Genomic DNA, 24400 nt, shown 5'->3' on the forward strand with positions numbered 1-24400 from the left:
GGGGTGGGGGTCGGCGGGGGTGGGGTCGGTCAGCCGGCGCAGCCGTGTTCGGCGTCGAGGTTGGCTTTGGCGACGCGGCCGCGCAGGGTTTCGGCGCGGTCGGCGGGGCGGATCTGGTCGGGTGTGCGGGTGATCTCGATGCCGCCGCCGGGTGGGCGGAGGTAGAGCTCGCCGTGGCGGTTGTCCATGATGACCAGGATGCGCAGCGACTTGCGGTCGACGACGTAGGAGCCGGTCGGGGGGACGTCGTCGGGATCGTTGGTGCTGGTGCTGATCATTCGCTCAATTCCATTCGCACAGTGGGCAGTTCGGCCAGTCCAGTGGGCACGACGACCGTGCCGGGGAGAACGCGGCCCGAGCAGCGCGCGTGATCCTTGAGAAAATCGGCGATCGCCTGCACGGTGCGCACATTGCACCCGCCGATCTCGATGTGGACGCCACGCGGGTGGAGGGTGACCCTGCCCCCCTCCAGGCCGGGCAGCGGCGGCAGGCCGTTGAGCTCCAGCGCATCCACCAGCGCGTCGACGGCCCGCTGCGCGGCTTCGCGGAGCTCGCGGACCATCCGGTCCTCTTGGGACTCAACTCTGTTGCTTGTCACGGGCGTCCAGTCCCTCAAGGATCAGTTCGGCGATCTGAATGACCACATCCGACCGGGCACGACCGAGGTCGACCAGGACGGTGCCGGTCAGAGCCGAAGCCGGGTCGATGCCGACGGATGGAAGCGGCGACCCTGCGCGGGTCAGCGCGGCGGTCAACTTCGTTACTGCGATGCGTGCTTGCTGGCGTTGGGCATGGATCTGCCTACTCAGGATGGACATGAGTCAGTTCCTCTCTGTAGCGAAACCACTACCGGGGGTGCTCACTGTGACGTAGGATCGGAAACTCTTCAACCTGTCCATCGGCTAGGTATTGTTGGTGATGACCGTTGAACCGCAAGGAACTTGACCCCCAATCATCTCCGCGCGCCGCCTTCGGCTCGCAGCTTCGCAGCTCCCGGGAGGCTCGTGGCTGGTCGCAGGCTGAGCTGGCCGAGCGCATCAAGTGCTCGGCGAGCTACGTCTCGGCGGTAGAAACAGGGCGCAAATCAACTTCGTTGAAGTTCGCGAAGTCGGCAGATGCGGCGCTTGGGACCGGCCAGACGCTTGAACTGATGTGGATCGGCGCCCGTCGACGGGGCTTCATCGAAGGCTTCCCCGAGCACGCGGCGCAGGAGACGCGGGCGGTGGAGATCCGGATCTTTGAACCGAACCGGATCCCGGGACTTCTCCAGACCTTGGACTACGCCGCCGCGATCGAAGCGGCAGGAGTTGCCCGCGCGGGCGCCACCCAGGAGCAAGCAGACGAGCGCTTGAAGTTCCTCACCACCCGGCAACGACTCCTCAAGCGGGAAATGCCGCCGCTCATCCACGCCGTCATTGCCGAGAACTGCCTACGGCAGCCGATCGGTGGCGCGAAGACCATGGGGGCCCAGCTTGACCACCTGGTCGCCCTCGCGGCGCGGCCGCAAGTGATCATCCAGGTGGCGCCGTTCAGGATGGCGGAGCTCGTTCCGTTTACTGCTGTCATGACCTTGCTGACCTTCGCCGACCGATCCGTGGTCGGCTATGCCGAGTCGGCCGACGAAGGCCACGTGGTCAGGCGGGAGAAGACCATCAGCGCATGGGAAAGGGCCTACCATCAGCTCCAGGTGGAAGCGCTCACGCAGGCTGCATCTCTGACCCTGATCAGCAAGGCCCGAGAGGAACTTCAATCATGACCAATGTAGACCTGACCGGCGCCGCTTGGTTCAAGTCGTCCCACAGTGGCAACGGCGGCACCTGCGTAGAGGTGGCCCCCAACTTCCCCGGCGTCACCCCCGTCCGTGACTCGAAGGACCCGTCCGGTCCCGCCCTGGTCTTCCCCGCTGACGTGTTCGCCGCGTTCGTCGCCGGCGTCAAGGCGGGCGAGTTCGGGACCGTCTGACCAACTCCTGCCACGCCACTGGCCCCTGTGAAGCCGCTCAGGCCTCACGGGGGCTTCAGTACGTGCGCTGCTGGGTATGCAGAGACCTTGAAACGCGGTTCACAAGGTAGGGAAGGAAGTCCGCCATGACCCACACCGACCTGTCCGGCGCTGCTTGGTTCAAGTCGTCCTACAGCGGCAACGGCGGCAGCTGCGTCGAGGCCGCGCCCAACTTCCCCGGCATCGTCCCCGTCCGTGACTCGAAGGACCCGTCCGGCCCGGCCCTGGTGTTCCCTGCTGACGTGTTCGCCGCGTTCGTCGCCGGCATCAAGGCGGGCGAGTTCGGGTCCGTCTGATCAACTCCGGCCGCCCCGCTGCTCGTTCTACGGCCGCCGGCGGGGACGGTTCAAGGGGCCGGACAGTCCAGAGCCAGGGCGTACACGCCTTCGCCGATCGGGCGGAACCCGTGCCGTTCCCACGCCTTCCGGAGTTTGGCCACGGCCTCCTCGTCCGGCCGCCGGACTTCCGGGTCGTCAGACTCGTAGCTGCACGGTTCGTCCGGCCCGTGGTCGTGAAGCGGTGCCGGATAGCAGATGGCAACCGTCCCGGGGACGGCCAACCGACGGAGCGCGGTGACGGCCAGGCTCATGCCCACCCCCTTGCCGCGCCACTCGTCCGTGACGTGGACCGACTCCAGCAAGAGCAGAAGCGTCGGCTCCATCTCGGCCAGCGCTGGGGCCAGGCCGCCATCCTCGGTGAAGATCACGCGGGGAATGCGTTCGAGATAGCCGGGGTCGTTCGCCAGGGCCGCGCGCGGGTTCGGGGTGACGCCGGGGACGACGCGGGTGATCTCTGCCGTACCGAACACCCGGGCAACCCCGTTCTCGTAGAAGTTCGCCGTCCAGCGGTCCGCCTTCAACGACCAGTCCACGTCGGCGAAATGGCGCGACTCGTACGAGATGACAAGACGGTCGTCAGTCATTGACGCTCTCCCTTGCAAGTGGGGGCAGGCCCCTCACGTGGCACACCGTGAGGGGCCTGCCATTCTGTCAGCCCTTGCGGGCAGGGCTCGGGGTCGGCGGTGGCGGCACCGGGTCGGGGTGAGGCTTCCCTGGGTGGATCGGCACGCCTGCCACCCCTACTTCTGCGGCGGGTTGGGGTTCTCCGGGGCGGGGTTGCCCTGGTGCTTCGGCGGGGGCTTCTCGGCTCCCTTGTGCTTGGACACGATGATCTCGATACGCATGGGTTCCTCCTACTCGACGTCGTTGGCGGTGGCGTTGCCCTGCAGCGGCATCGGGCCGGGCGGGCGATCGCTCGTCATGAGCGTAGGAAGAGCCAGCAGCCAGCCTCAAGAAAGTTGCGGGTAGTTGCGGCTCTGATCAGCCCAGAGCCTCTACCGCCGCCGTGATCAGAGCCCGAGCCCCCGCCCCATAGACGGCAAGTGATTGCAGCTCAGCGAACCTTCGCACGTACTCGCGCACCTCGCTCGGCGTCGTCACGTTCACGGCAGCTGAGACGAGTTCGACTTGCACTCGCTGATCGTCGTAGACCCGGAAGGACTCCACGGGCCAGATCGTCCGCTCAGCTGTGAATGGGATGATCCCCAAGCTGAGACGCGGCAGCGGGATAACGGCGAGCAGGTGCCCGAGTTGACCGGCCATCGTCTCCGCGTTCCCGAGGCGGTAGCGCAGCACGGACTCTTCAACGACGAACACGAAACGGTGATTGCCTGTATGGATCACCCTCGCTCGCTCCATCTTGGCGGCGATGGCCCGTTCCATGTCGTCGGGCGTCCGGCTCGCATCGGCGAAGCGGGACATGATCGCCGTGGCATAGGCCGAGGTCTGGAGAACCCCAGGGATCACGTCCGAGGTGTAGAAGCGAAACGCCCTGGTCTCCTCGTACAGCTTGGCGTACGAGTCCTGGAGACTCCGAAGACCGCCGGCCCGAAGCCTTCGCCACTCCATGTACATGGACTCGACGGCCCTTGACGCCGCGATCAGGTCCTCTGCCTGATCTCCGGCTCCGCACGCCGCACACCACGTCCTGATGTCAGCCTCGGACGGCGCGGCTTTGCCGTCCTGGATGCGTGAGGTCTTGGCAGGGTGCCAGCCACACCGGGCAGACAGTTCACGCCCGTTGATCCCCGCAGCCTTCCGGATGCCCTGAAGTCGATCTGCGAGTGCCTTCCGTGCGGCTTGGGCGCTGGATGACGGGGAAGCTGACGGCATGAGCTGAGTGTCCGGTGTTCGTAGCTGCTGCGGCGAGGGTCAGACGTTGTACTGGTCGTGCGGGATGGCCCGCTCCCAGACTGCTTCGAAGGCGTCTACGCACAACTTCGCCACAGCCGGCTCAGCCCGCAGTTCTTTCGGAGGCTCCGCCCAATCTCCGTAGCCGGTAAAATAGTTGAAGACGACCGTCTCTCCATCGAAGACCCAGAAGTCATTTCCCGGAAGTGCCAGGTCTGACGCCTGACGCCTCGACAACCACCGGACCTGTTCCCCGGATGCGAGGTTGACGACGGTCCCGCCGTGTTCGTACCGGATGTAGTCGGTCACAGGCTCTGACACGATCCGGGCGCGGCGGATCACTACGCCGCGGGCAACAGTCGCTGCGATCTGCTCGACCCACGGCCGCCAGTAGTCCGAGTTCGGGTCGTTGTCCCGCTCGCCGGTCTTCTGCCACCGCCTGAAGCCGGAGGACTCGCCACCGACGCTGTAGGCGTCTCGCATCTCCAGATGCACGGCTGACCGTTGCGCCCTGGCCAGCAGGTCATCAAAGCTGGGCACCACCGGCTGCCCTGCGTTCTGCGGCATCGCACGCCTTCCTGATGATCGGCACCATGCGTGCCGGGATCCGAATGACTGACTCGTGAGCAGGAATCCCGGCCGAGTGGCCGGGTGCCCAGCTCTTGCCGCCAACTTCAGCGGCCAGCAACGTATCTGCTGTCTCGCCCTGAAAGATCAGATCCGCAGTCTCGTCCTCGACCCACACCGTGGGCGAGCCGTCTTTCTCCGTCTCAGGGTCGATCCCGAAGAACTCTAGGCTCATGGCCATCTCCTGTGCCGAGTCGGTTGCGGCTACTTGCGGCCTGTCAGCCCTACCCACCAGCTGCTGACACAACACACTGCGCCGTGGCGCGGCCGGCGTGCTACAGCCGGAGCAATTGTCAAACCTGCCTGATGGGAGGGCGTATTGGGGGCGCGATGGGAGTCTTGGAGTCAGTCCGTCATGGGCCGGCCAGGATGTGAACGACGATGATCTCCCCATCGAGGATGCGGTAGACGATGTTCATGCCCGGCACTGCGTCGTCCCTGGGCACCACGACGACCCGGCCGGACACGTCGTCGCCAGCCGTGTACGGCATGCCGATCTCCGGGTCCCGCTGAAGACACTGGAGGGTGTAGATCAACTTATTGCGCTGCCCCGGCGTCATGGCGATGGCTGAGACCCGCGCCGAGTCTTCCAGCGAGATGGCGAGCAGGTCAGACACTGACGTCCTCCCACTCGGGGAAGATCTCGCCGATCGGCGTGCGGGGCCGCGAGCCGGCGGTGCGCAGCGCCTCGCCGATCTCGGGGATCGTCCGCAGGTGCAACAGGTGCTGCCAGCCCTTGAGGTACTGGCGGATCTCGTGCAGGGGCACGTCGTCGATCTCGCGGTTGAATCGGATCAGGTCCGACCCAGTGAGGACCGCGCGGAACTCGCGGATCGTCTGGGGGCTGTGGTTGTCCGGTGAGCCGTAGTGCTCGATCGGCTGTGCGGTCATGGCGCGGTCCGTTCGCTGTGCCGTGGCGATGGCGGTGACTCCCTGCTGGGATGTGCTCACGCTACCGGGTGGCACGGCGGCGGGGGCGACTTCAGACGGTCAGCACTTAGGGGCAGGCGAAGTATTGTCAAGATGTATGGGTTGGCTGGAGTGCGTCGCCTCCAGTTGGAAGACTGTTCGGATGGACACTCCAACGAGCCCGCTGCAGAACTCGACGCACGATTGGGCGATCGCCGTGGACGGCGACCATCTCGCACGCATCCGCCGCGATCCGGCTACGTTCGCCCCTGGCGGCGTGCAGCACCTGGTTCTTGAGGTCATCGCCTATGCGGCCGATGAGGCGCAGTCCAGTAGCGGCGGCCGGTGCGTTGTCACCTTCCACCGTGATGGCTCGGTGTCTGTGTCCGACGACGGCCGCGGCACCGCCACTCGTGTCGATGACCGTGGCCGCGTGGTGAGAAAGCCGGTCATGTCGACGAAGGACTTGCGGTTCTTCGACTCTCCTGATGCGCAGCTACTTCCCGACGGGCATCCACGCCGTGGCATCTCCGTCGTCGCAGCATTGAGTGAATGGCTCGTCCATACCAACCGACGCCGCAACGGCGCCTGGACGCAGCGATATGAACACGGTGTGCCGGTCACTGACCTGGTGCCCATCCCCGGTAGCGACGAGACCGGGACGATAGTTCACTTTCGTCCGGACGGGACTGTACGGGCCAACGGTGCGCCCGCTGTCGTCGATCTGGTACGGCTGCCTGCTTCGTGGCGAGAACTTTCGGTCGAGGTCCGTCACGAGGATTAGATCCGCCGGAGCAGAGCGGCGAGCGCGGCGACAAGGCGGGGCGCGTAGCGCTTGGCGGCAGGCAGCCTCCGCGCCGTGGCGCGGTCGGCGTGTTACAGCCGCCGGGTGGCGCGGTCTTCTGCGTCGTGCTGCGCCAGAACCCGCGCCGCCGGTATGAGGGCCCGTCGGCACGGCTCGGCGTGCTCGGCCAGGCCGCCGACGGCGGTGTCCAGATCGGCCAGCGCATCGGCGACGATCTCCTGCGCCACCGCGTCCAACGGAACGCCGGGGCCGAGCTTGCTCACCGCGGCGGCCGCTCGTGCGGGGGCGAGCAGTGCGACGGCTTCGGCCAGCAGCCACGCGGGCAGCCCGGCCGCACCGTCCGGCGGCGGCGCGTACGGCCGGGAACCGTCGTAGCGGGAGTCCTCCGCGAACCGGTCGATCTTCGCCTTGGCCTGCGGGCGCGCCTCCCCGCGCCACTCCTCCGCGACCGCGACCACGATCCCCTCAGCGCGGTTGTCGGGGATGGCAGGCAAGCCGAGCAGCGCCGGAATGAGTGTGCTGCCGCCCGGAGTTACGCCCTGGACGCGGTGCAGCGGCCCGACGGCGAGCAGCGGAACGCACAGTAGCCCGGCGCGCACGGCGGCATCGCGCATCCGCTGCTGGCTGATCCAGACCCGATCTCCAGCGGTGTCCACCGCCGTGTCGAACATCAGCAACTCCACGCGAGGCGAGTACCAGACGCCCGTCTGCACGGGCTCATAGCCGGGCACCGCGGGTACGTCAGGGTGCGGGTAGTGACCACCGGCCAGCTCGCCGAACACCGTCACCTCGGCGTCGGGACCGTAGTGCCCACGCAGCAGCGCGGCGTACCGCTGGGCCGCGACACTGAGTTGCGGCCAGATCCGCGAGAGGCCGAAGAAGCCGTCCAACTCCGCGCTGCCCAATGGACGTTTGCGGCTGGCGGCCAGCACACTCCCGTCAGGCCGGCAGTTCACGGCAACGTGAGCGCCGTGCGCCTTCTCGGTGACGGCCCAGGCCTGGGCGCGATAGTTCGAGAGGCCCTGGCGCTCGGGAATCTTCGGGTACGGGCTGTACGGCTCCATCCTCGCATCGTGCCCCGAACACGCGGGAGCGCGCCAGCGGTTACTCGTAGCAAGGCTGCGTGACAAGGCCTCGTGGCCATCTCGACGGCAGGCTTTACGATCACGATCACGATCAGATGATCAGTCGAGGGGGATGGCGCAGCCATGTCGAGCAGTTCCACATCCGCGGTACCGCCAGGGGTGGTTGCGCGGTCCGGCCGGACGAGAGCGCGGTTGACCGAGTCCGGGATCGTGTCGGAACGGGATGGGACCGTCCTGCAGCGCATTCCGTACGGCGGCTTGGCCGGGCTGCTCGTGCCAGGGCTCGCATTCGGTTGGTAGTTGGGGTAGTCGGTCTTCGGTCGGCGGTAGCGACGTCCGGCCGGCAAGCCGGACGGACGCCGCTACAGCTCACTGTCAGGCCGGTGAGGTCAGCGCCCGGCCGAGGTGGCGGGCGAAGAACCGGACCGAGCTGTCGACCTCGAACCTGGGCATGTCCAAGTGCTTGCCCGCGTTGGCGTGCAGCGTCTTCTCCTGCGAGGCGAAGGCGTCGAACAGCGCGAGGCTGGCCTCGCGCGGGATGCGCTCGTTGTCCCATTGCATGGCGAACTCGATCGGGACGGTGATCTGCTTCGCCTTCTCGACCAGGGCATCGGGCCAGTGCATGCCGAAGACCGCGGCCGTGATCCGGGGCTCGATCGCCACCAGCGGCAGGCCGATCGCGGTGCCCAGGCCGATGCCGACGTAGCCCACCGGCCCGTCGGTGCCGATCTCCGGGAGTTCCTGGAGGGCGTCCAGGGTCGCCTTGTACTCGGGCACGGCGAGCTCCGCCAGGCGGGCGTTGTAGGGGACGATGATCGGCCCTTCCGGCTCGCCCGCCGCCTGCGCCCTGCGCAGCACGGCGATGTCCTGCTCGTCCTGCGCGGTGCGCGGCCGGTCGCCGTGACCGGGCGCGTCGATGACGGCGACATGGAAGCCGCAGCCGGTCACCAGGCGCTGTGCCCGGCCCGCCATCGCCGGGTGCTTCTTGTGGGCGCCGCCGCCGTGGCCCATCAGGACCAGGGGCGCGCGATCGGCCACGCCGGAGGCCGGCGACCAGAGGACGCCGGGGACGCCGGGGATGCCGCCGACGGTGAAGTGGCGTTCGACCATGCCGTTCGACGACGACTCGGCGGTGAATTGCAGAGAGTTCATGGGGTGTTGCCTTTCGGGAGTGCCTTGTGTCGAGGCGCTCCCGGCGACACCTACGTCAATCGCCCGACCGTGACGGCAAGGGGGAGCACCCACATCGATACAGCGTTCATGGGGTCTCACCTCCTCGGGCGTTGTCGCGGTCGACTGCAAGCTACAAGCCCGAGCATCATCCCGTCCAATCCATTTCCGCTCAGCCCACCGTGACGTCCCAGCGGCGGGCCAGGCCGAGGAGGCCGCCGGGGACGGTGTCGCCGGAGGGGGCGAAGTGCCAGCCGGTCGGGCTGCGGCGGAACGAGCCGATGACCATCGCGCTCTGCGGGACGCCGGCGGTGGCGCCCTCCCAGCGGACCGGCGCGGCGTCCTGCGGACCGCGCCGGGCCCGCAGGGTCAGGCCACTGACGGAGCCCAGCGGCAGCGGGGGCGGTGACTGGTCGTCGGTGGCGACGGCCAGCGCTATCTCGTCCACGGCGGGGGCCAGCCGGTCGAGGGCGAGCGACAGGCGGACGGACCGCGTGCCGCCGGGTGCCGTCGTGCTGGCCGCCGTCAGTGAGACGGCGCCGGCGGGGTCGGCGAGGTTGTTGAAGAAGACGAAGTGGTCGTCGTCGACCAGTCGGCCCCCCGCGCAGAGGAAGGCGCAGACGTCCAGTTCCACCGGGGCGCCGTCCGGGCTGTGCTCCTGCCAGCCGATCTCGACCTCGAGGGCGGCCGTCGCGGGTGGCGGTCCGCCGAGTCGCCCGCGCAGTCCGTGCTCGGCCAGCACCTTCACCAGCTCAGGACCGGTCACCAGGGAGAGCGGCTTGCCCTGGATGTAGCTGTACGAGCCCCGCCCGAAGCCGGCCGTGGTGACCAGGATCCCCTGGCGCGCGCCGTGGTGGCGGACGGTGCTGTCCAAGTCCCGGACGGCGGTGGGCGGGACGGTGTGCCGGTAGCGCTTGGCCTGGATGACGATCTTTCCGCCGGTCAGCGGGTCGAGGTCCTCGGCCAGGACGTCGACGCCCTCGTCCCCGCTGCGAGCGGTGGTCATCACCCGGAATCCCCGGCGTTTGAAGAGCTCGGCGATCAGCTCCTCGAAGGCGATCGGATCCATCGCGAAGAGGTCCGGACCGTCCGGATCCTCGGCCGGCTGAACAACCTCCTCGAGGCGAGCCGGCAGCCGGTCCGCCGCCCGGACCTCCTCCAGCAGGTCGGGCCGTACCGACAGGCGGCCGCCCAGGCCCGCCACGCAGTCCACCGGCACCACCCGGCCCAGCGCCACACGCGAGAAGTCGACCCGCCCGACGTTCAGCGCCAGCAGCACCCGCTCGACCTGCTGCCCGGTGGCCGGGTCGACGCCGTCCACCAACCCGTCCAGCGCGACCGAGGCGAGCTGCTCGTGCCGGTCGGCCCGGAACAGCTCGTGCAGCACCCGCAGCGCGCTCTGCGCCAGCACCTCGCGGTAGAGCCGCCGGCGCTCGCCGAGCGGGCGGGCGATCTCGTTCTCGCGGTCGTCGGTCTTCACATAGCGCACCCGCGCGCAGGCCGGCACCACCTCGAACGGCGGCAGCTCCCAACTGACCGACAGCTGACGGGTGCTGGGCTCCCAGTCGGCCGTCAGCCGGCGCGGGAATCCGGCCGGCCAGCCGGTCGAGCCGTAGAGCGCGGCGGTGAAGTACTCCTGGACGGCGTCGGGATCGCCCGCCCGCAGCCGCAGCAGCTGGGCCTCGATCTGGGCGATCCGCTCCGCGTCCTGCCGGCGCTGCTCCGCCTCCCAGGCCAGGAAGCTCCGCTGGTACTCGGCCAGCCGCAGCCGGCGGTCCGCCTCGGCGGCCTGGGCCTGCTGCCACTCGTACTCGAACTGCGCCCGCGCCTGAGCCTGCTCCTCCTCGTACCGGCGCCGCTGCATCAGCAGCCCGCGGGGCGGCGGCGACTGGTAGCGGGCAGGGTCGGGCAGCGGAATCGGGGTCCCGAGCGGGCCCGGGTCGAAGCCGGGCAGCTGGACCGGCGCGAGCAGCGTGTCCACGCTGAAGCCGGGCTGCTTGAGGCCGGAGCGCAGTACGGTCTGCAACTCCTCGACCCGGCCGACGAGTTCGGCGGTCTGGCGAGCGGCCTCGGCCTCCCGGTCCTGCTGGTAGGCCTTCAGCGCCTCGCGCTCACCGCGCACCGCCGCCCGCTCCGAAGCCCGCTGCGCCGTCCGAGCCGCCAGCTCGGCCTGCCGCTGCGCGGCCGCCTGGGCCCGCCGCCCAGCCTCCAGTCGCCGCTGCTCCTGCCGCTGCGCCTCCGCCCAGACCGCCAGCACCCCGCTGCTCCGCCGCCCTGCCACGCCCACCCCTTCGCCCACCACACCACACCGCATTGCTCTGCGCGGATCACCCTAGTGCCGCCGCCGGGGTGGGGGTGCTGCCGTGGGTTCAGCTCCGCAGGAACTCCCGGTTGAGCAGAGAGATGCCGGACAGCGGGATGCCCTTGGGGCAGGCGGTGGCGCACTCGCCGGTGTTGGTGCAGCCGCCGAAGCCCTCGGCGTCCATCTGCGCCACCATCGAGCGGACCCGGCTGCCGCGCTCGGGTGCGCCCTGCGGCAGGACGTTGAGGTGCACCACCTTGGCCGCCGTGAAGAGCATCGCCGAGCCGTTCGGGCAGGCCGCCACGCAGGCGCCGCAGCCGATGCACTCGGCGTGCTCGAAGGCGAGTTCGGCCGCCTCCTTCGGTACGGGCGTGGCGTGCGCGTCGGGGGCGCTGCCGGTGGGCGCGGTGATGTAGCCGCCGGAGCCGATGATCCGGTCGAACGCCGAGCGGTCCACCACCAGGTCCTTCACCACCGGGAAGGCGGCCGCGCGCCACGGCTCGACGTCGATGGTGTCGCCGTCCTGGAAGTGCCGCATGTGCAGCTGGCAGGTGGTGGTGCGCTCGGGGCCGTGCGCCTGGCCGTTGATCACCATGCCGCAGGCGCCGCAGATGCCCTCGCGGCAGTCGTGGTCGAAGGCGATCGGCTGGTCGCCGCCGAGGATCAGCTCCTCGTTGAGGGTGTCCAGCATCTCCAGGAAGGACATCTCCGGGCTGATCCCGCTGACCTGGTAGCGGGTCAGCGCGCCGGGCGCGTCCGGTCCGGCCTGGCGCCAGATCCGCAGGGTGAGGTTCATGCGTAGCTCCGCTGGGTGGGGTGGACGTAGTCGAAGACGAGCTCTTCGCGGTGCAGCACCGGCGGCCTGCCGGGGCCGCCGAACTCCCAGGCGGCGACATAGCCGAACTCCTCGTCGCGGCGGGCTGCTTCGCCGTCGGCGGTCTGGCTCTCCAGGCGGAAGTGGCCGCCGCAGGACTCGGTCCGGTGCAGCGCGTCCAGGCACATCAGCTCGGCGAGCTCCAGGTAGTCGACCAGCCGATTGGCCTTCTCCAGCGACTGGTTGAGCTCCTCGCCGGTGCCCGGCACCTTGATCCGCCGCCAGAACTCCGCGCGCAGCTCCGGGATCCGGTCCAGCGCCTTGCGCAGCCCGGCCTCCGAGCGGGCCATGCCGCACTCGTCCCAGAGCAGTTCGCCCAGTTCGCGGTGGAAGGATTCGGGCGTCCGGTCGCCGTCCACCGCCAGCAGGCGCTCCAGACGCTCCGTCACTTCACGTTCCACAGCCGCGATGTGCGGATGATCGGGAGAAGCGGCAGGAGTGGCCGGAAGCCGGGCCAGGTAGTCGTTGAGGGTGGCCGGCAGCACGAAGTAGCCGTCCGCCAGGCCCTGCATCAGCGCACTCGCGCCGAGCCGATTGGCGCCGTGGTCCGAGAAGTTGGCCTCGCCGATCGCGAACAGGCCGGGCAGGGTGGTCTGCAGGTCGTAGTCGACCCAGAGGCCGCCCATCGTGTAGTGGATCGCGGGGTAGATCCGCATCGGCATCCGGTACGGGTCCTCGGCGGTGATCCGCTGGTACATCTCGAAGAGGTTGCCGTACTTCTCCGCCACCGCGTCGCGCCCCAACCGGGCGATGGCGTCGGCGAAGTCGAGGTAGACCCCCTGCCCGCCGGGGCCGACCCCGCGGCCCTCGTCGCAGACGGTCTTGGCCGCGCGCGAGGCGATGTCGCGCGGCACCAGGTTGCCGAAGGCGGGGTAGATCCGCTCCAGGTAGTAGTCCCGCTCCGCCTCCGGGATCTCGTTCGGCGGGCGCCGGTCGCCGAGCGCCTTGGGCACCCAGATCCGGCCGTCGTTGCGCAGCGACTCGCTCATCAGGGTCAGCTTCGACTGGTGGTCGCCGGAGCGCGGGATGCAGGTCGGATGGATCTGCGTGAAGCACGGGTTGGCGAAGTACGCGCCGCGTCGGTGGGCGCGCCAGACGGCCGTCGCGTTGGAGTTCTTGGCGTTGGTGGAGAGGTGGAAGACGTTGCCGTAGCCGCCGGTCGCCAGCACCACGGCGTCCGCGAGATGGGTGGAGATCCGTCCGGTGACCAGGTCGCGGGCGACGATGCCGCGCGCCCGTCCGTCGATCACGATCAGGTCGAGCATCTCGGTGCGGGCGTGCATCTCCACACCCCCGGCGGCGATCTGGCGTGACAGCGCCTGGTACGCGCCGAGCAGCAGTTGCTGCCCGGTCTGGCCGCGCGCGTAGAAGGTGCGGGAGACCTGGACGCCGCCGAACGAACGGGTGTCCAGCAGCCCGCCGTACTCGCGGGCGAACGGCACGCCCTGCGCGACGCACTGGTCGATGATCTCCACCGAGACCTGGGCCAGCCGGTGCACATTGGACTCCCGGGAGCGGAAGTCTCCGCCCTTGACGGTGTCGTAGAAGAGTCGGCGGATCGAGTCGCCGTCGTTGCGGTAGTTCTTGGCGGCGTTGATACCGCCCTGGGCGGCGATCGAGTGAGCGCGCCTCGGCGAGTCCTGGAAGCAGAACTGCACGACGTGGTAGCCCTGTTCGGCGAGCGTGGCGCCCGCCGCGCCGCCCGCGAGCCCGGTGCCGACCACGATCACGGTGTGCCGGCGCCGGTTGGCCGGGTTGACCAGCTTGGCCTCGAACCGCCGCTGGTCCCACCGCCCTTCGATCGGCCCGCCCGGCGCCCTGGTGTCGGCGACGGGCTCGCCCACGCTGTAGTCGAGAAAAGTGCTCACCGAACGACTCCGATCATCACAGCCACCGGGACGGACAGGAACCCGGTGGTCAGCACCAGCGCGAGACCGTTCGCGCAGGCCTTCAACACCCGGTCCCGGCGCGGGTTGTTGAGGCCCAGGGTCTGCGCCGCGCTCCAGAACCCGTGCCGCACGTGCAGCCCGAGCGCCAGCATCGCCACGCAGTAGATTCCGCCGCCGTACCAGGTGGAGAAGGAGGCCACGATGTTCTGGTACGGATGCCCGGGCACGCCGTGCGGATTCACCGTCAGCGTGGTCAGGTCGAGGATGTGCCAGACGATGAAGAGCGCCAGGATCACCCCGCCCCAGCGCATCGTCCGGGTCGCGTAGCTCGTCTGCCGGCGCCGGTGCGCGTACTGCTGCGGCCGGGCCAGCCGGTCGCGCCGGCTGAGCTGGTACGCGGCGACCGCGTGCACCACCACCGAGGCCGTCAGCGCGAGCCGGGCGATCCAGAGGAACCAGCCGTAGCGCAGGAACGGCTCGCCGATCGTGCGCAGCCAGGCCGCGTAGCCGTTCAGCTCGCCCGGGCCGAAGAAGATCTTCAGATTGCCGAGCATATGGAAGACCAGGTACAGCAGCATGACCACGCCGCTGACCGCCATCGCCGCCTTCTTGCCGACGGTCGACCGCCACAGGGTCGTCAGGGTGGACGGGCGTCGGCCCGTTCCAGTCGCGAGTGCCATGCCGACCACGCTAGGCAGCCGGTCACTGTGCGTCCAAGACATGGTGGAGCTCGTGACGATAGGCTTGGCCTATGCTGGAAGGGTGCAGCTCCAGCAGCTCCGCTACTTCGCGGCCGTGGCCGAGACCCGCCACTTCACCCGGGCGGCCGACCGCGAGCATGTCGCCCAACCCTCGCTCTCCCAGCAGATCCGGGCGCTGGAACGGGAGTTGGGCGCCGAGCTGTTCCACCGCGAGCGCGGCAACATCGCGCTGACCGACGCCGGGCAGGCCCTGCTGCCGCTGGCCCGGCGGATCCTGGCGGACGCCGAGAGCGCGCGGTCGGCGGTGCAGGAGACCGTCCAGCTGCGGCGTGGCCGGGTCCGGCTCGGAGCGCCGCCGAGCCTGTGTACCAGCCTCGTCCCGGACGTGCTGCGCGCCTACCGCGCCCGCTACCCCGGCGTCGAGCTGCTGGTGCGCGAGGACGGCTCGCGCGACCTGGTGCGCATCCTGGCGGCCGGCGAGCTGGACCTCGCGCTGGTGATCACCTCGCAGGCGGGGGAGGAGCCGGGGCTCGCGGTCACCGAACTGCTGCACGAGGATCTGGTGCTGGTCTCCGCCGGGCCCGAAGCCGCTGAGCTTGAAACCCCTGCGCGCGGACGCCCGCCTGCCCGGATCGAGGACCTGCGCGGCCGGCCGCTGGTGATGTTCCGCGAGGGCTACGACCTGCGCGAGGCCACCCTGGCGGCCTGCCGGGCGGCCGGGTTCGAGCCGGAGTTCGCGGTGCAGGGCGGCGAGATGGACGCCGTCCTCGGCTTCGTCCGGGCCGGCCTGGGCCCGGCCGTCCTGCCCGGCATGGTGGCGGCCCGCTCCGGCCTCACCGTCACCCCGTTCGCCGACCCCGGCCTCGGCCGCACCATCGCCCTCGCGCACGGCCGCGAGCTGCCGCCGACCCGTGCGGCGGCAGCTCTGCACACCGTCCTGCTGAGCCACCTGACCGACGCCGCCCGGACCGGCGCCCTCCCCCCGGGGACCCGGCTACTCCTGCCGCCCAGCAAGTGAGGGTGGCTCAAGCGGCGGCGGGGGCGTCGGAGCGCCCGGCAGCCGCAGCGTCGCCAGCGCACCGCCCGTCCCGCCGTCCAGCGCACCGCCCGTCCCACCGCCCGTCCCGCCGTCCGCCAGCGACACCTCGCCGCCCGCGTCGCGCACGGTCTGCGCCACCATTGCCAGCCCGAGCCCCGACCCCGGCAGCTGCCGGGCCGCCGGCGAGCGCCAGAACCGCTCGAAGACGTGCGGCAGATCCTCGGCGGGTATCCCCGGCCCCTGGTCGCGCACCGTCAGCGTCCCGGACCGCAGCCGCACCTCCACCGCACCGCCCGGCGGGCTGAACTTCACCGCGTTGTCCAGCAGGTTGATCACCGCCCGCTCCATCGCGTGCACGTCCACCCGGGCGTACCAGGGCTCGAGTTCACTGCGGAACACCAGCTCGGGCCCGCGCAGCCGGGCCCGGTCCAGCGCGCGGGCGACCAGGTCGTGCAGCGGGACGATCTGCGGCGGTCTGGAGCCTCTGGCGCGCGCGGGGCGGGAGAGTTCCAGCAGGTCGCCGATGAGCGTGGACAGCTCCACCATCTGCGCCTTCATGGTGCGCAGCATCCGGCTGCGGGTCTCGGCCGGCAGCGCCCGGCCGGTCTCCTCGCTGCGCACCAGCAGGTCCACATTGGTCCGCAGCGAGGTCAGCGGGGTGCGCAGCTCGTGCCCGGCGTCGGCGATCAGCTGCGACTGCCGGTCCCGCGAGCTGGCGAGCGCGGTGCTCATCGCGTTGAACGACTCGCCGAGCCGGGCGATCTCGTCCGTGCCGGAGACGGCGATCGTGGTGCCGGGCTCCTGGGTCCTGGCGATCTCCTCCACCGCCTCGGTGAGCCGGCCCACCGGGCGCAGCGCGGTGTGCGCGACCCACAGCGCGCCCAGCGCGGACCCGCCGGTGACCAGGACGGCCAACCCGGTGAGCAGCAGGGCGAGGTGGTCCAGGGCGTCCTGCACCGGGGCGAAGGGCTGCGAGACCAGCAGCGCCATCGGCAGCGTCGTGCCGTCCGTGAGGCGCACGGGCATGCTCACCACGTACACCTGGACGGACTGGCCGGTCTTGGTCCGCCCCGAGCGGAAGGCGCTCTGCGCGTCGGGGCCCGAGGTCCGGCCGCCCGCGATCCGGACGTCGCCGGGGGTGATGACCACCGCCTTGGGGTCGTTCGGCGGGCAGGCCCGGCCGCTGCCGAAGACGACGGTGGGCACGGCAGGACCGGTGTCGTACGTCGGGTTCTCGGTGCACAGGCCGGCCAGGTGGCGCAGCGTGTTGTTGCTGGTGGGACCGACCGACTGCTGGAGCGTCTGGTCGACCTGAGTCAGCATCTGGTCGCGGGCGAAGAACCAACTGGCGGTCGCGCAGAGCACCACGGCCAGCGAGACGGCGACGGCCGTCAGCAGCGCCAGCCGTCCGCGCAGCGACATCCGGCGGTACCAGCCCGCTGCCGCACCCTGTTCGTCCCGCACCTGATCGGCCATGCCCGCCCCTTGCTCTCAATTCCCCGGGCAAGCGGTACCTGCCGTGCGCGAGCACCTCTCGCTCTGCGGAAGACCCCCGTCGCCTGTGGCAAAGCTCCATGTCGGCGATGAGAAATCCCTGAGAGTCAGCTGAACAGGGCGAGATAATCCACGGTCAGCGCGGTCTGGGCCGCCCTGCTGCTTCAATGAGCCGGGTGAACTGCGACTTCTGCGCCGTGGTCGCCGGCAGCACGCCGGCCCACCTGGTCCTCGACGACGAGGTGGCCGTCGCCTTCCTGGACCGTCGTCCGCTCTTCCCCGGCCACGTTCTGGTGGTGCCCCGGGAGCACTACGCGACCCTCACCGACCTGCCGCCCGCCGTCGTCGGGCCCTTCTTCGCCCGGGTGCAGCGCGTCACCGCCGCCGTCGAGCGCGGCATGGCGGCGGCCGGCAGCTTCGTCGCCGCCAACAACCGGATCAGCCAGTCGGTCCCGCACCTGCACGTGCATGTCGTCCCGCGCAATCCGAAGGACGGCCTGCGCGGCTTCTTCTGGCCGCGCACCCGCTATTCCGACGACGCCCACGCCGCCGAGGTGGCCGACCGCCTGCGCGCAGCGCTTGGTTAGGCTGGCGGCCATGCAGACCACCCCGCCTGAGCAGACGTCAGCGCTGTCCCCGCTCACCCTGATGGAGGACCCGTACGGCGGCTACGCGCAGCTCCGCCAGGCCGGACCGGTGCACCGGATCACCGGCCCCGACGGCCTGCCGATCTGGCTGGTCACCCGCTACGCCGACGTCCGGCAGGCGCTCGCCGACCCCCGGCTCTCGCTCGACAAGCGCCACGCGCGGCCCGGCAACTACCGGGGCCTGGCGCTGCCGCCCGCGCTGGACGCCAACCTGCTGAACATGGACCCGCCGGACCACACCCGGATCCGCCGCCTGGTGTCGCAGGCGTTCACGCCCCGCCGGATCGAGCAGCTGCGCGAGCCGATCCAGCGGATCGCCGACGAGCTCCTCGACGCCGTCGCCCCGCTCGGCACCGCCGACCTGATCACCGCCTACGCCGCGCCGCTGCCGATCGCCGTCATCTGCGACGTGCTCGGCGTCCCGCCGCAGGACCGCCGCGACTTCCGGACCTGGACCGACGCCCTGATCACCCCCGACCCCACCCGGCCCGAGGCCGCCAGGGCGGCGGTCGGCGCGATGATCGAGTTCTTCGCCGGCCTGATCGCCCGCAAGCGCACCGAACCCGGCGAGGACGTGCTCAGCGCCCTGATCGCCGTCCGCGACGAGCAGGACGGCGACCGGCTCAGCGAGGACGAACTCACCTCGCTCGCCTTCCTGATCCTCTTCGCCGGCTACGAGAACATCGTCCACCTGATCGGCAATGCCACCCTGGCGCTGCTCGAACACCCCGACCAGCGGGCCGCGCTGCTCGCCGAGCCCGGCCTGATCGGCAACGCCGTCGAGGAGCTGCTGCGCTACGACGGCCCCGCGCCGCTCGCCATCCGCCGCTTCACGCTGACGGACCTGGCGATCGGCGGGGTCACCGTCCCGGCCGGCGAGACCGTCCTGCTCTCGATCGCCTCCGCCAACCGCGACGCCGAGCAGTTCGCCGACCCCGACCGCCTCGACCTGGCCCGCGAGGCGGGCGGCCACCTCGCCCTCGGCCAGGGGATCCACTACTGCCTCGGCGCGCCGCTGGCCCGGCTGGAGAGCGAGATCGCCATCGCCACCCTGCTGCGCCGCTTTCCGGCCCTCGCCCTGGCCGTCCCGCGCGAGGAGCTGCGCCACCGGCCCTCGCTGCGCTCGCGCGGGCTGCTGGCGCTCCCGGTCCGCTACTGACCCGACGGCGGGCGCCCGCTCACCGGGCGCCCGCTCACCACTCAGCCTCAGGCCGGCAGTACGGCCTCGATCGCGGCGACGACCGACGCGTCCTCCGGCTCGGTGCGCGGACGGATCCGCGCGACCACCGTGCCGTCGGCGGAGACCAGGAACTTCTCGAAGTTCCACAGCACGTCGCCGGCCTCGCCCGCCTCGTCGGCGACCTGGGTCAGCTCGGTGTACAGCGGGTGACGGCCCTCGCCGTTCACCTCCAGCTTCTCGAACAGCGGGAAGCTCACGCCGTAGGTCGTGGAGCAGAAGGTCTGGATCTCCTCGGCGCTGCCGGGCTCCTGGCCGCCGAACTGGTTGCACGGGAAGCCCAGCACACTGAACCCGCGCTCGGCGTACTTCGCCTGCAGCCGCTCCAACCCCGCGTACTGCGGCGTCAGACCGCACTTCGAGGCCACATTCACCAGCAGCAGCGCGCGCCCCCGGTAGTCGCCGAGCGAGGCGTCCTCACCGGTCAGGGTGTGCAGCGGGATGTCGTACAGGCTCACGGTGTTTCCATTCGGTCGTGTGGTGCACCTCTTGCACCCCCCACCGTAACCAACCCGGGAAGTCGGCCGGTTCGACGTTCGGCACCCCGGAGCGGGCGCGCCGCTACGATCTCGCGCATGAGAGCTTCAGGCACCTTCACCGTCAAGGCCTTCGTTCCGACCGAACTGACCCCGGATCCCGCGGTGCCGACCGCCGTCCCGGTCGGTGTGGCGACGATGGAGAAGGAGTACGAGGGCGAGGTGGCCGGCCGGTCCGCGACGCTCTTCACCGCCGCGTTCGACCAGGCGGCCGGCGTCGGGACGTACGTGGCGATGGAGTCCTTCGAGGGCTCGCTGAACGGCCGGGCGGGTGCCTTCAACTTCGCCCACTCGGCGACGACTTCGGGCAGCGACCGGTCCGCCGAGTTCTTCGTCGTGGTGCCCGCCAGCGGCACCGGGGAGTTGGCCGGGATCTCCGGTACTGGCGGGATGGCGATCGACGAGGACGGCACGCACCGGATCTGGTTCGACTACGAGATCGCCTGAACCCCTCTTCTTCCTTGCCCAGCAGCAGTTCTGACGGCACGTCACGAGTCCCCCTGTAGCCGAGCGATGCCCGCCCCCGGCAGACTGGATCCGCGGGGGCTGGGGAGCAGAGGGCGGGAGTGGCTGATGGGGCAAGGGCAGGGAGAGGTTCGGGAAGTCGAGGAGTTCGCCGCGCACCTGTGCGAGTTGATCGCCGCCGACCGGGGGAGCGCGGCGGTCCGCCAGCTCACCGACTGGCTCGGCAGGACCGGTCCCCGGGGCGCCCTGCTGATGGCTTCGCACACCGCCACCGCCGTCGGCACCGAGATGGCCGCGCGGTCCGTGCCGATGGCCGAACTGGGCGGCGTCCTCCCGGTCGCGGACGCACCGCTACTGCAGCTCCTGGACGGCGCCGAGGCGGCGGAGGCTGTCGTCGAGTCGGTGCTGCGGCGAGCCGACGCCAGGCCGACGCCGGACGACCTGGCGCCCTTCCATGACGGCGAGCGGGCCCGGTTCGGCCTGCTCTATCTGCTCCAGTGCCTGACCGGCGCGCGGCCGGAGGCTCGCTGACCTCGCTGACCTCCGTCGGAGCAGCGGCGCGTGTCACGATGCCTGCGGAACGGCCGAGGGCGGCACAGTTGCACGCGGGGTGGTCGCTGCGTGCAAGGGTCGAACGCTCACCCGTATTCTGACCTACCAGAGTCCACCCCCCGACCTCCCCCGCCCTTCCCCGTCACGAACCGGACGTCCCGATGACAGTGCTTCATGTGCAGAACGCTGCAGTACCGCCCCAGGACCGCTCGGGCGGTCCCACTACAGACCACGGACCTGACGACGCCCGGGAGAACCTGCTCAGGTTCGCCGAGTTGGGCGGTTTCACCCTCGCCGCTGACACCCACGCCTGGTACGCCGCGCTGGACACCGTCGCAGGTCCGGAGGAGGCGCGAGCCGCTTCGACCGTCCTCGCCGAGGTGCGCGGCGGCGGCCTGAGCGGGCTTCTGGAGGCCGCCACCGCGCTCGCCGCCGACTCCGTGCTGCGCGAGCCGGCCACCATCGCCGAGGTCAACGCCCTGGTGGCCCTGGGCCGCAGGCTCCAGGACACCGCCGCGACGCTCGGCGTCAGCGCGTACGACGCGGACCTCGACGCCCTGGCGGCGGCGACCGCCAGCGGCACCTGGCGCAAGGAGCGGGGGCTGAAGCTCTCCTGGGGCCGACGCCGCAAGCTCCGGGCGCAGGCCCGCGCGCTGGCGGTCGTGGACCGGCCCCGGCGCGAGGCGCTGCACGCGGCGCTGGTCGCCGCCGCGGCCGAGCGCACCGACTGGGCCGCGCTGGGCGACGGCTCCGGTGTCCGGCCGATGGACGGTGGACAGCTGGAGGCCACCGCGCAGGCGGTCGACGCGCTGACCGCCGCGCTGCGCGAGCTCGGCCGCCTGCTGCCGGACCGCGACCTCCCGGCGCTCCCGTTCGCGGAGCTCGCCGACCTGGTCGACCGCCTGGCCGCGGACGAGGGCACGCTCTACCGGCTGCCCGAACTCCGCACCCTGCGCACGGCCTTGGAGGCAGCCGGACTGGACGAGCTGCTCGCCGAGCTCACCGCCGCCGGTGCCGACCGCGCCGCGACGGAGGCGGCCTACCGCCGGTATGCGGGCGACGCCGAGGCGGGGGCTGTGGCTGCGGCTGTTGTCGAGCCTGTTGCCGAGGTGGACGACGAGGTCGACGCCGAGGCGGAGGCGGCAGCGGACGCCGCTCGCCAGGTGCTGGCGGCCGGCCCGCGCGAGGCCCTCGACGAAGCACCGACGGAGCACCCCGAGCCGCTCGCCGAGGTCGAGGCTGAGGTGGAGCCCGTGGTCGAGGTCGAGATCGAGGTCGCCGCAGAGGTTGAGGTCGAGCCGGTGGTCGAGGTTGAGCCCGAGGTCGCCGCAGAGGTTGAGGTCGAGCCGGTGGTCGAGGCCGAGCCGATCGTCGAGCCCGTGGCGGAGGTTACCCCCGAGCCCGAGCCCGAGCCCGAGCCTGCCCCCGCCCCCGCCCCCGTGGTCGAGGCCGTGGTCGAGGCGGAGCCCGCCCCCGAGCTCGCTCCCGCCAAGCGTGCGCGGCGGCCGCGGAAGCCCGACTTCACCCCCGGGCGTCCGGTGACCGCCTACACGCCGGCCGAGCTGGTCGCCGTCGTGCGCTGGATCGACGGCGACGACGTTGAGCGCAGCGACGACGAGCTGCTCCGCGCCGCGATGAAGGAGCTCGGCTTCGCCCGCCTCGGCCCCCGCATCAAGGAGGCCCTCGGCACGGCCGTCGCCGAGGCCCGCGCGTAGTCCCAGTAGTCGCGGTAGTCGCCGACGCACACACCAGGGGCCCGGCCCCGAGGAGATCATCCTCGGGGCCGGGCCCCTGCCGTTTCCCGCAGTCCAGGACTACTGCAGCGGCACCGAGGCCAGCTGGCTCGGCGGCGTGCCCTGGAGCATCCCGCTGATCGTGTCGCGCCAGATCGGGCCGGCCAGCGTGCCACCGAAGGCCTGGTCGACGTAGTGTCCGCCGATCCGCTGGCCGTTCAGCGAGCTGGTCCCCTCGGTGTTGCCGACCACGGTGGCGCCGGCGGCCTCGGGGGTGTAGCCGATGAACCACACCTGGTTGCCGTTGTTGGTGGTACCGGTCTTACCGGCGCTGTCGCGGTCGGTCAGACCGGCGGGGCTGCCGGTACCGTCCTGCACCACGCCCTTCAGCATGGTGGTGATGGCGTCGGCGGTGTTCTGCGACATCGCCTGCGTGCAGTTGGCCTGCGGAACGGCGATCGGCTTGCCGTCCGCCGTGGTCACGGAGTCGATCGCGGTCGGCGCGCAGTAGCTGCCGTGCGCGGCGAAGGTGGCGTAGACGTTGGCCATCTCCAGCGGTGTCAGGTTGTTGGAGCCCAGCGTCATCGACTGCACCTGCTGGATCGCCTGGCCGCCCGCCTGCTGGGTGATGCCGAGCTTGTTGGTCATCTGCACCACGTTGCACAGCCCCGCGTCCGCCTCCAGCGAGACGAAGTAGGTGTTCACCGACTGCGCCATCGCCGGTGCCATGGTGAACGGCCCGACCAGCGACGTCGAGTCGTTGTGCACGGTGCCGGAGGCGCTCACCCTGGTACCGGTGCAGCTCTTCATGTCCGGCCACGGCATGCTGTACGGCGAGGGGTAGGACTGCGACGGGTTGATGCCGTTCTCCAGCGCCGCCGCCGCCACGATCGGCTTGAAGGTCGAGCCGGTCGGGAAGCCCTGTCCGCCGCCCATCGACTTGCCGACGTTCAGGTTGATCGTGGTCTGGTTGGCGCCGACGCCGTACGGGCGGCTCTGGCCCATCGCCAGGATCTTGCCGGTCCCCGGCTGCACCACGGTCATCGCGGTGGCCGCCTTGTCCGTCGCATAGACGTGGCTGGTGACCGAGGACTGCAGCGCCGCCTGCGCCTTGGGGTCGAGCGTGGTGTGGATCTGCAAGCCGCCCTTGCTCCACAGCGCCTGGCGTGCGGCGGCGCTGTCACCGAACGCCGGGTCGTTGACCACCACGTTCTTCACGTAGTCGCAGAAGAAGCCCTCACCCTGCTGCGCGGTGATGCAGCCCTGCTGCGGGCGCGTGACGTTCAGCGTGATGGGGGAGGCGATCGCCTGGTCGGCCTGGGCCTGGGTGATGGTCCCGTACTGGGCCATCTTCTTCAGCACGGTGTCGCGCCGCTCCTTGGCCGCCTTGGGGTTGGCGATCGGGTCGTAGCCGCTGGGCGACTGCACGATGCCGGCCAGCAGCGCGGCCTGCGGCAGCGAGAGGTCCTTGGCGTGGACGCTGAAGTACCGCTCGGAGGCCGCCTCGACCCCGTACGCCTGCTCACCCATGAACGTGATGTTCAGGTAGTTGGTGATGATCTGGTCCTTGGTGAGCGTCTGCTCGACCTGGATCGCGTACTTCATTTCCTTGATCTTGCGGCCGACGGTCTGGGCCTGGGCCGCGAGCACCGCCGCCTGGTCGTTGCCGGCCTCGTCGACGAAGACGTTCTTCACGTACTGCTGGGTCAGCGTCGAGGCGCCCTGGGTCCCGCTGCCGGTGGCGTTGTTGTTGATCGCCCGGAGTATGCCCTTGGGGTCGATCGCGCCGTGCTGGTAGAAGCGGTTGTCCTCGATGTCCACCAGCGCCGACTTCATGATCGGGGCGATCTGGTCGCTGGGCACGACCGTGCGGTCCCGGTCGTAGACCGTGGCGATCACGCCGCCGTCGGCGTCGTAGATGGTCGAGGCCTGCGAGAGCGGCGGGGTGGTGAAGTCGTCGGGCAGGCTGTTGAAGTCCTCGACGGCAGCCTTCGCGCCCAGTCCGACGCCCCCCAGGGCCGGCAGAGCCAGGCCCGCTGTGAGGACGCCGGCCACCGCGCTGACGCTGAGGAAGGTGGCGGTCAGCCTGGTCTTGTGTACGAAGGATCCAGATTTCGACGAAGGCATGCCTTAGACCTTAAGCAC

The 24400-nt window shown here is 70.5% G+C and carries 28 protein-coding genes; 10 read left to right on the forward strand and 18 right to left on the reverse strand.

Translation table 11 applies throughout. The features are described 5' to 3' along the window. Positions 1–29: 29 nt before the first annotated feature. Genes P3T34_RS30905 through P3T34_RS30915 form a run of 3 tightly spaced genes read right to left on the reverse strand, consistent with a single transcriptional unit; the run spans position 30 to position 818 of the window. Positions 30–278 (reverse strand): hypothetical protein, encoded by a 249-nt coding sequence (locus tag P3T34_RS30905; protein ID WP_280669328.1) that lies wholly within the window; start codon positions 276–278, stop codon positions 30–32. Continuing rightward, a complete protein-coding gene (locus tag P3T34_RS30910) occupies positions 275–562 on the reverse strand; it encodes a hypothetical protein (RefSeq protein WP_280669329.1) in 288 nt (95 codons plus the stop codon). The genes P3T34_RS30905 and P3T34_RS30910 overlap by 4 nt, the downstream gene beginning before the upstream one ends. 16 nt (positions 563–578) lie before the next feature. Beyond that, the gene (locus tag P3T34_RS30915; RefSeq protein ID WP_280669330.1) at positions 579–818 is read right to left on the reverse strand and encodes a hypothetical protein; all 240 of its coding nucleotides are present in this window, start codon (positions 816–818) and stop codon (positions 579–581) included. 107 nt (positions 819–925) lie between these two features. Between P3T34_RS30915 and P3T34_RS30920 the strand changes: the two genes are divergently transcribed. The 3 genes from P3T34_RS30920 to P3T34_RS30930 all read left to right on the forward strand — a co-directional run bounded on the left by P3T34_RS30920 (position 926) and on the right by P3T34_RS30930 (position 2297). Continuing rightward, positions 926–1756 (forward strand): helix-turn-helix transcriptional regulator, encoded by an 831-nt coding sequence (locus P3T34_RS30920; RefSeq protein WP_280669331.1) that lies wholly within the window; start codon positions 926–928, stop codon positions 1754–1756. Then, entirely contained in the window at positions 1753–1962 is a 210-nt protein-coding gene (locus tag P3T34_RS30925) for a DUF397 domain-containing protein (RefSeq protein ID WP_280669332.1), read from the forward strand. The genes P3T34_RS30920 and P3T34_RS30925 overlap by 4 nt, the downstream gene beginning before the upstream one ends. A 125-nt stretch (positions 1963–2087) precedes the next feature. Beyond that, entirely contained in the window at positions 2088–2297 is a 210-nt protein-coding gene (locus P3T34_RS30930) for a DUF397 domain-containing protein (RefSeq protein WP_280669333.1), read from the forward strand. A 50-nt stretch (positions 2298–2347) separates the two neighbouring features. Here P3T34_RS30930 and P3T34_RS30935 read toward each other — a convergent pair whose 3' ends face one another. The 6 genes from P3T34_RS30935 to P3T34_RS30960 form a co-directional block, all read right to left on the reverse strand. After that, the gene (locus P3T34_RS30935) at positions 2348–2923 is read right to left on the reverse strand and encodes a hypothetical protein (protein WP_280669334.1); all 576 of its coding nucleotides are present in this window, start codon (positions 2921–2923) and stop codon (positions 2348–2350) included. A gap of 397 nt (positions 2924–3320) precedes the next feature. Then, positions 3321–4172: a helix-turn-helix transcriptional regulator gene (locus tag P3T34_RS30940; RefSeq protein ID WP_280669335.1), complete on the reverse strand. Its 852-nt coding sequence runs from the start codon at positions 4170–4172 to the stop codon at positions 3321–3323. Positions 4173–4211: 39 nt separating this feature from the next. Then, positions 4212–4757 (reverse strand): DUF6879 family protein, encoded by a 546-nt coding sequence (locus P3T34_RS30945; protein ID WP_280669336.1) that lies wholly within the window; start codon positions 4755–4757, stop codon positions 4212–4214. Further along, positions 4717–4992, reverse strand: a complete 276-nt coding sequence (locus P3T34_RS30950; RefSeq protein ID WP_280669337.1) for a hypothetical protein — start codon at positions 4990–4992, stop codon at positions 4717–4719. Before P3T34_RS30950 ends, P3T34_RS30945 begins: the two co-directional genes overlap by 41 nt. Before the next feature lie 178 nt (positions 4993–5170). After that, positions 5171–5434, reverse strand: coding sequence for a hypothetical protein (locus tag P3T34_RS30955; RefSeq protein ID WP_280669338.1), 264 nt, complete (start codon positions 5432–5434; stop codon positions 5171–5173). Continuing rightward, the gene (locus P3T34_RS30960; RefSeq protein WP_280669339.1) at positions 5427–5708 is read right to left on the reverse strand and encodes a hypothetical protein; all 282 of its coding nucleotides are present in this window, start codon (positions 5706–5708) and stop codon (positions 5427–5429) included. The genes P3T34_RS30955 and P3T34_RS30960 overlap by 8 nt, the downstream gene beginning before the upstream one ends. A gap of 181 nt (positions 5709–5889) precedes the next feature. Between P3T34_RS30960 and P3T34_RS30965 the strand changes: the two genes are divergently transcribed. Beyond that, complete coding sequence (locus P3T34_RS30965; protein WP_280669340.1) at positions 5890–6510, forward strand: ATP-binding protein; 621 nt, start codon at positions 5890–5892, stop codon at positions 6508–6510. A gap of 92 nt (positions 6511–6602) precedes the next feature. Here the strand turns inward: P3T34_RS30965 and P3T34_RS30970 are convergent, their stop codons facing one another. The 6 genes from P3T34_RS30970 to P3T34_RS30995 form a co-directional block, all read right to left on the reverse strand. Continuing rightward, positions 6603–7595, reverse strand: coding sequence for an RNA ligase family protein (locus P3T34_RS30970; protein ID WP_280669341.1), 993 nt, complete (start codon positions 7593–7595; stop codon positions 6603–6605). A 396-nt stretch (positions 7596–7991) separates the two neighbouring features. Further along, a complete protein-coding gene (locus tag P3T34_RS30975; RefSeq protein WP_280669342.1) occupies positions 7992–8768 on the reverse strand; it encodes an alpha/beta hydrolase in 777 nt (258 codons plus the stop codon). A 190-nt stretch (positions 8769–8958) separates the two neighbouring features. After that, positions 8959–11067, reverse strand: coding sequence for a restriction endonuclease (locus P3T34_RS30980; protein ID WP_280669343.1), 2109 nt, complete (start codon positions 11065–11067; stop codon positions 8959–8961). An 88-nt stretch (positions 11068–11155) separates the two neighbouring features. Continuing rightward, positions 11156–11884, reverse strand: a complete 729-nt coding sequence (locus P3T34_RS30985) for a succinate dehydrogenase/fumarate reductase iron-sulfur subunit (RefSeq protein ID WP_280669344.1) — start codon at positions 11882–11884, stop codon at positions 11156–11158. Next, positions 11881–13830 carry a fumarate reductase/succinate dehydrogenase flavoprotein subunit gene (locus P3T34_RS30990; RefSeq protein ID WP_280669345.1) on the reverse strand — a complete coding sequence of 650 codons (1950 nt, stop codon included), beginning with the start codon at positions 13828–13830 and terminating at the stop codon, positions 11881–11883. Before P3T34_RS30990 ends, P3T34_RS30985 begins: the two co-directional genes overlap by 4 nt. Then, positions 13827–14531 carry a succinate dehydrogenase cytochrome b subunit gene (locus P3T34_RS30995; protein ID WP_280669346.1) on the reverse strand — a complete coding sequence of 235 codons (705 nt, stop codon included), beginning with the start codon at positions 14529–14531 and terminating at the stop codon, positions 13827–13829. Before P3T34_RS30995 ends, P3T34_RS30990 begins: the two co-directional genes overlap by 4 nt. Positions 14532–14613: 82 nt before the next feature. Here P3T34_RS30995 and P3T34_RS31000 point away from each other — a divergent pair, with 82 nt between their 5' ends. Next, positions 14614–15570: a LysR substrate-binding domain-containing protein gene (locus P3T34_RS31000; RefSeq protein ID WP_280669347.1), complete on the forward strand. Its 957-nt coding sequence runs from the start codon at positions 14614–14616 to the stop codon at positions 15568–15570. Here the strand turns inward: P3T34_RS31000 and P3T34_RS31005 are convergent. Further along, positions 15547–17067, reverse strand: coding sequence for a HAMP domain-containing sensor histidine kinase (locus P3T34_RS31005; protein ID WP_280669348.1), 1521 nt, complete (start codon positions 17065–17067; stop codon positions 15547–15549). The two genes, P3T34_RS31000 and P3T34_RS31005, sit on opposite strands and share 24 nt — an antisense overlap. Before the next feature lie 194 nt (positions 17068–17261). On the opposite strand from P3T34_RS31005, the gene P3T34_RS31010 reads away from it, so the two are divergent. Continuing rightward, the gene (locus P3T34_RS31010) at positions 17262–17672 is read left to right on the forward strand and encodes an HIT family protein (RefSeq protein ID WP_280669349.1); all 411 of its coding nucleotides are present in this window, start codon (positions 17262–17264) and stop codon (positions 17670–17672) included. Positions 17673–17682: 10 nt separating this feature from the next. Further along, a complete protein-coding gene (locus tag P3T34_RS31015) occupies positions 17683–18891 on the forward strand; it encodes a cytochrome P450 (protein ID WP_280669350.1) in 1209 nt (402 codons plus the stop codon). Between the two features lie 47 nt (positions 18892–18938). Here the strand turns inward: P3T34_RS31015 and P3T34_RS31020 are convergent, their stop codons facing one another. Beyond that, a complete protein-coding gene (locus P3T34_RS31020; RefSeq protein WP_280669351.1) occupies positions 18939–19427 on the reverse strand; it encodes a glutathione peroxidase in 489 nt (162 codons plus the stop codon). Positions 19428–19544: 117 nt separating this feature from the next. Here P3T34_RS31020 and P3T34_RS31025 point away from each other — a divergent pair, with 117 nt between their 5' ends. The 3 genes from P3T34_RS31025 (at position 19545) to P3T34_RS31035 (ending at position 22237) form a co-directional block, all read left to right on the forward strand. Continuing rightward, positions 19545–19952, forward strand: coding sequence for a DUF3224 domain-containing protein (locus P3T34_RS31025; protein WP_280669352.1), 408 nt, complete (start codon positions 19545–19547; stop codon positions 19950–19952). A gap of 126 nt (positions 19953–20078) precedes the next feature. Then, positions 20079–20501 (forward strand): hypothetical protein, encoded by a 423-nt coding sequence (locus P3T34_RS31030; protein ID WP_280669353.1) that lies wholly within the window; start codon positions 20079–20081, stop codon positions 20499–20501. A gap of 197 nt (positions 20502–20698) precedes the next feature. Continuing rightward, the gene (locus P3T34_RS31035) at positions 20699–22237 is read left to right on the forward strand and encodes a hypothetical protein (protein ID WP_280669354.1); all 1539 of its coding nucleotides are present in this window, start codon (positions 20699–20701) and stop codon (positions 22235–22237) included. Positions 22238–22336: 99 nt separating this feature from the next. Here the strand turns inward: P3T34_RS31035 and P3T34_RS31040 are convergent, their stop codons facing one another. After that, on the reverse strand, positions 22337–24382 hold the full coding sequence (locus P3T34_RS31040) for a transglycosylase domain-containing protein (RefSeq protein WP_280669355.1): 2046 nt from the start codon (positions 24380–24382) through the stop codon (positions 22337–22339). Between the last annotated feature and the right edge of the window lie 18 nt (positions 24383–24400).

The sequence above is a fragment of the Kitasatospora sp. MAP12-44 genome, from assembly GCF_029892095.1.
In the GTDB taxonomy this organism is placed as follows: Bacteria; Actinomycetota; Actinomycetes; order Streptomycetales; family Streptomycetaceae; genus Kitasatospora.

Excerpts from the sequence above, each read along its gene's own strand:
- P3T34_RS30905 (WP_280669328.1), bottom strand. The coding sequence starts at position 278 with ATGATCAGCACCAGCACCAACGATCCCGACGACGTCCCCCCGACCGGC.
- P3T34_RS30910 (WP_280669329.1), bottom strand. The coding sequence starts at position 562 with ATGGTCCGCGAGCTCCGCGAAGCCGCGCAGCGGGCCGTCGACGCGCTG.
- P3T34_RS30915 (WP_280669330.1), bottom strand. The coding sequence starts at position 818 with ATGTCCATCCTGAGTAGGCAGATCCATGCCCAACGCCAGCAAGCACGC.
- P3T34_RS30925 (WP_280669332.1), top strand. The coding sequence starts at position 1,753 with ATGACCAATGTAGACCTGACCGGCGCCGCTTGGTTCAAGTCGTCCCAC.
- P3T34_RS30930 (WP_280669333.1), top strand. The coding sequence starts at position 2,088 with ATGACCCACACCGACCTGTCCGGCGCTGCTTGGTTCAAGTCGTCCTAC.
- P3T34_RS30935 (WP_280669334.1), bottom strand. The coding sequence starts at position 2,923 with ATGACTGACGACCGTCTTGTCATCTCGTACGAGTCGCGCCATTTCGCC.
- P3T34_RS30940 (WP_280669335.1), bottom strand. The coding sequence starts at position 4,172 with ATGCCGTCAGCTTCCCCGTCATCCAGCGCCCAAGCCGCACGGAAGGCA.
- P3T34_RS30945 (WP_280669336.1), bottom strand. The coding sequence starts at position 4,757 with ATGCCGCAGAACGCAGGGCAGCCGGTGGTGCCCAGCTTTGATGACCTG.
- P3T34_RS30950 (WP_280669337.1), bottom strand. The coding sequence starts at position 4,992 with ATGAGCCTAGAGTTCTTCGGGATCGACCCTGAGACGGAGAAAGACGGC.
- P3T34_RS30960 (WP_280669339.1), bottom strand. The coding sequence starts at position 5,708 with ATGACCGCACAGCCGATCGAGCACTACGGCTCACCGGACAACCACAGC.
- P3T34_RS30965 (WP_280669340.1), top strand. The coding sequence starts at position 5,890 with ATGGACACTCCAACGAGCCCGCTGCAGAACTCGACGCACGATTGGGCG.
- P3T34_RS30970 (WP_280669341.1), bottom strand. The coding sequence starts at position 7,595 with ATGGAGCCGTACAGCCCGTACCCGAAGATTCCCGAGCGCCAGGGCCTC.
- P3T34_RS30975 (WP_280669342.1), bottom strand. The coding sequence starts at position 8,768 with ATGAACTCTCTGCAATTCACCGCCGAGTCGTCGTCGAACGGCATGGTC.
- P3T34_RS30985 (WP_280669344.1), bottom strand. The coding sequence starts at position 11,884 with ATGAACCTCACCCTGCGGATCTGGCGCCAGGCCGGACCGGACGCGCCC.
- P3T34_RS30995 (WP_280669346.1), bottom strand. The coding sequence starts at position 14,531 with ATGGCACTCGCGACTGGAACGGGCCGACGCCCGTCCACCCTGACGACC.
- P3T34_RS31005 (WP_280669348.1), bottom strand. The coding sequence starts at position 17,067 with ATGGCCGATCAGGTGCGGGACGAACAGGGTGCGGCAGCGGGCTGGTAC.
- P3T34_RS31015 (WP_280669350.1), top strand. The coding sequence starts at position 17,683 with ATGCAGACCACCCCGCCTGAGCAGACGTCAGCGCTGTCCCCGCTCACC.
- P3T34_RS31025 (WP_280669352.1), top strand. The coding sequence starts at position 19,545 with ATGAGAGCTTCAGGCACCTTCACCGTCAAGGCCTTCGTTCCGACCGAA.
- P3T34_RS31030 (WP_280669353.1), top strand. The coding sequence starts at position 20,079 with ATGGGGCAAGGGCAGGGAGAGGTTCGGGAAGTCGAGGAGTTCGCCGCG.
- P3T34_RS31040 (WP_280669355.1), bottom strand. The coding sequence starts at position 24,382 with ATGCCTTCGTCGAAATCTGGATCCTTCGTACACAAGACCAGGCTGACC.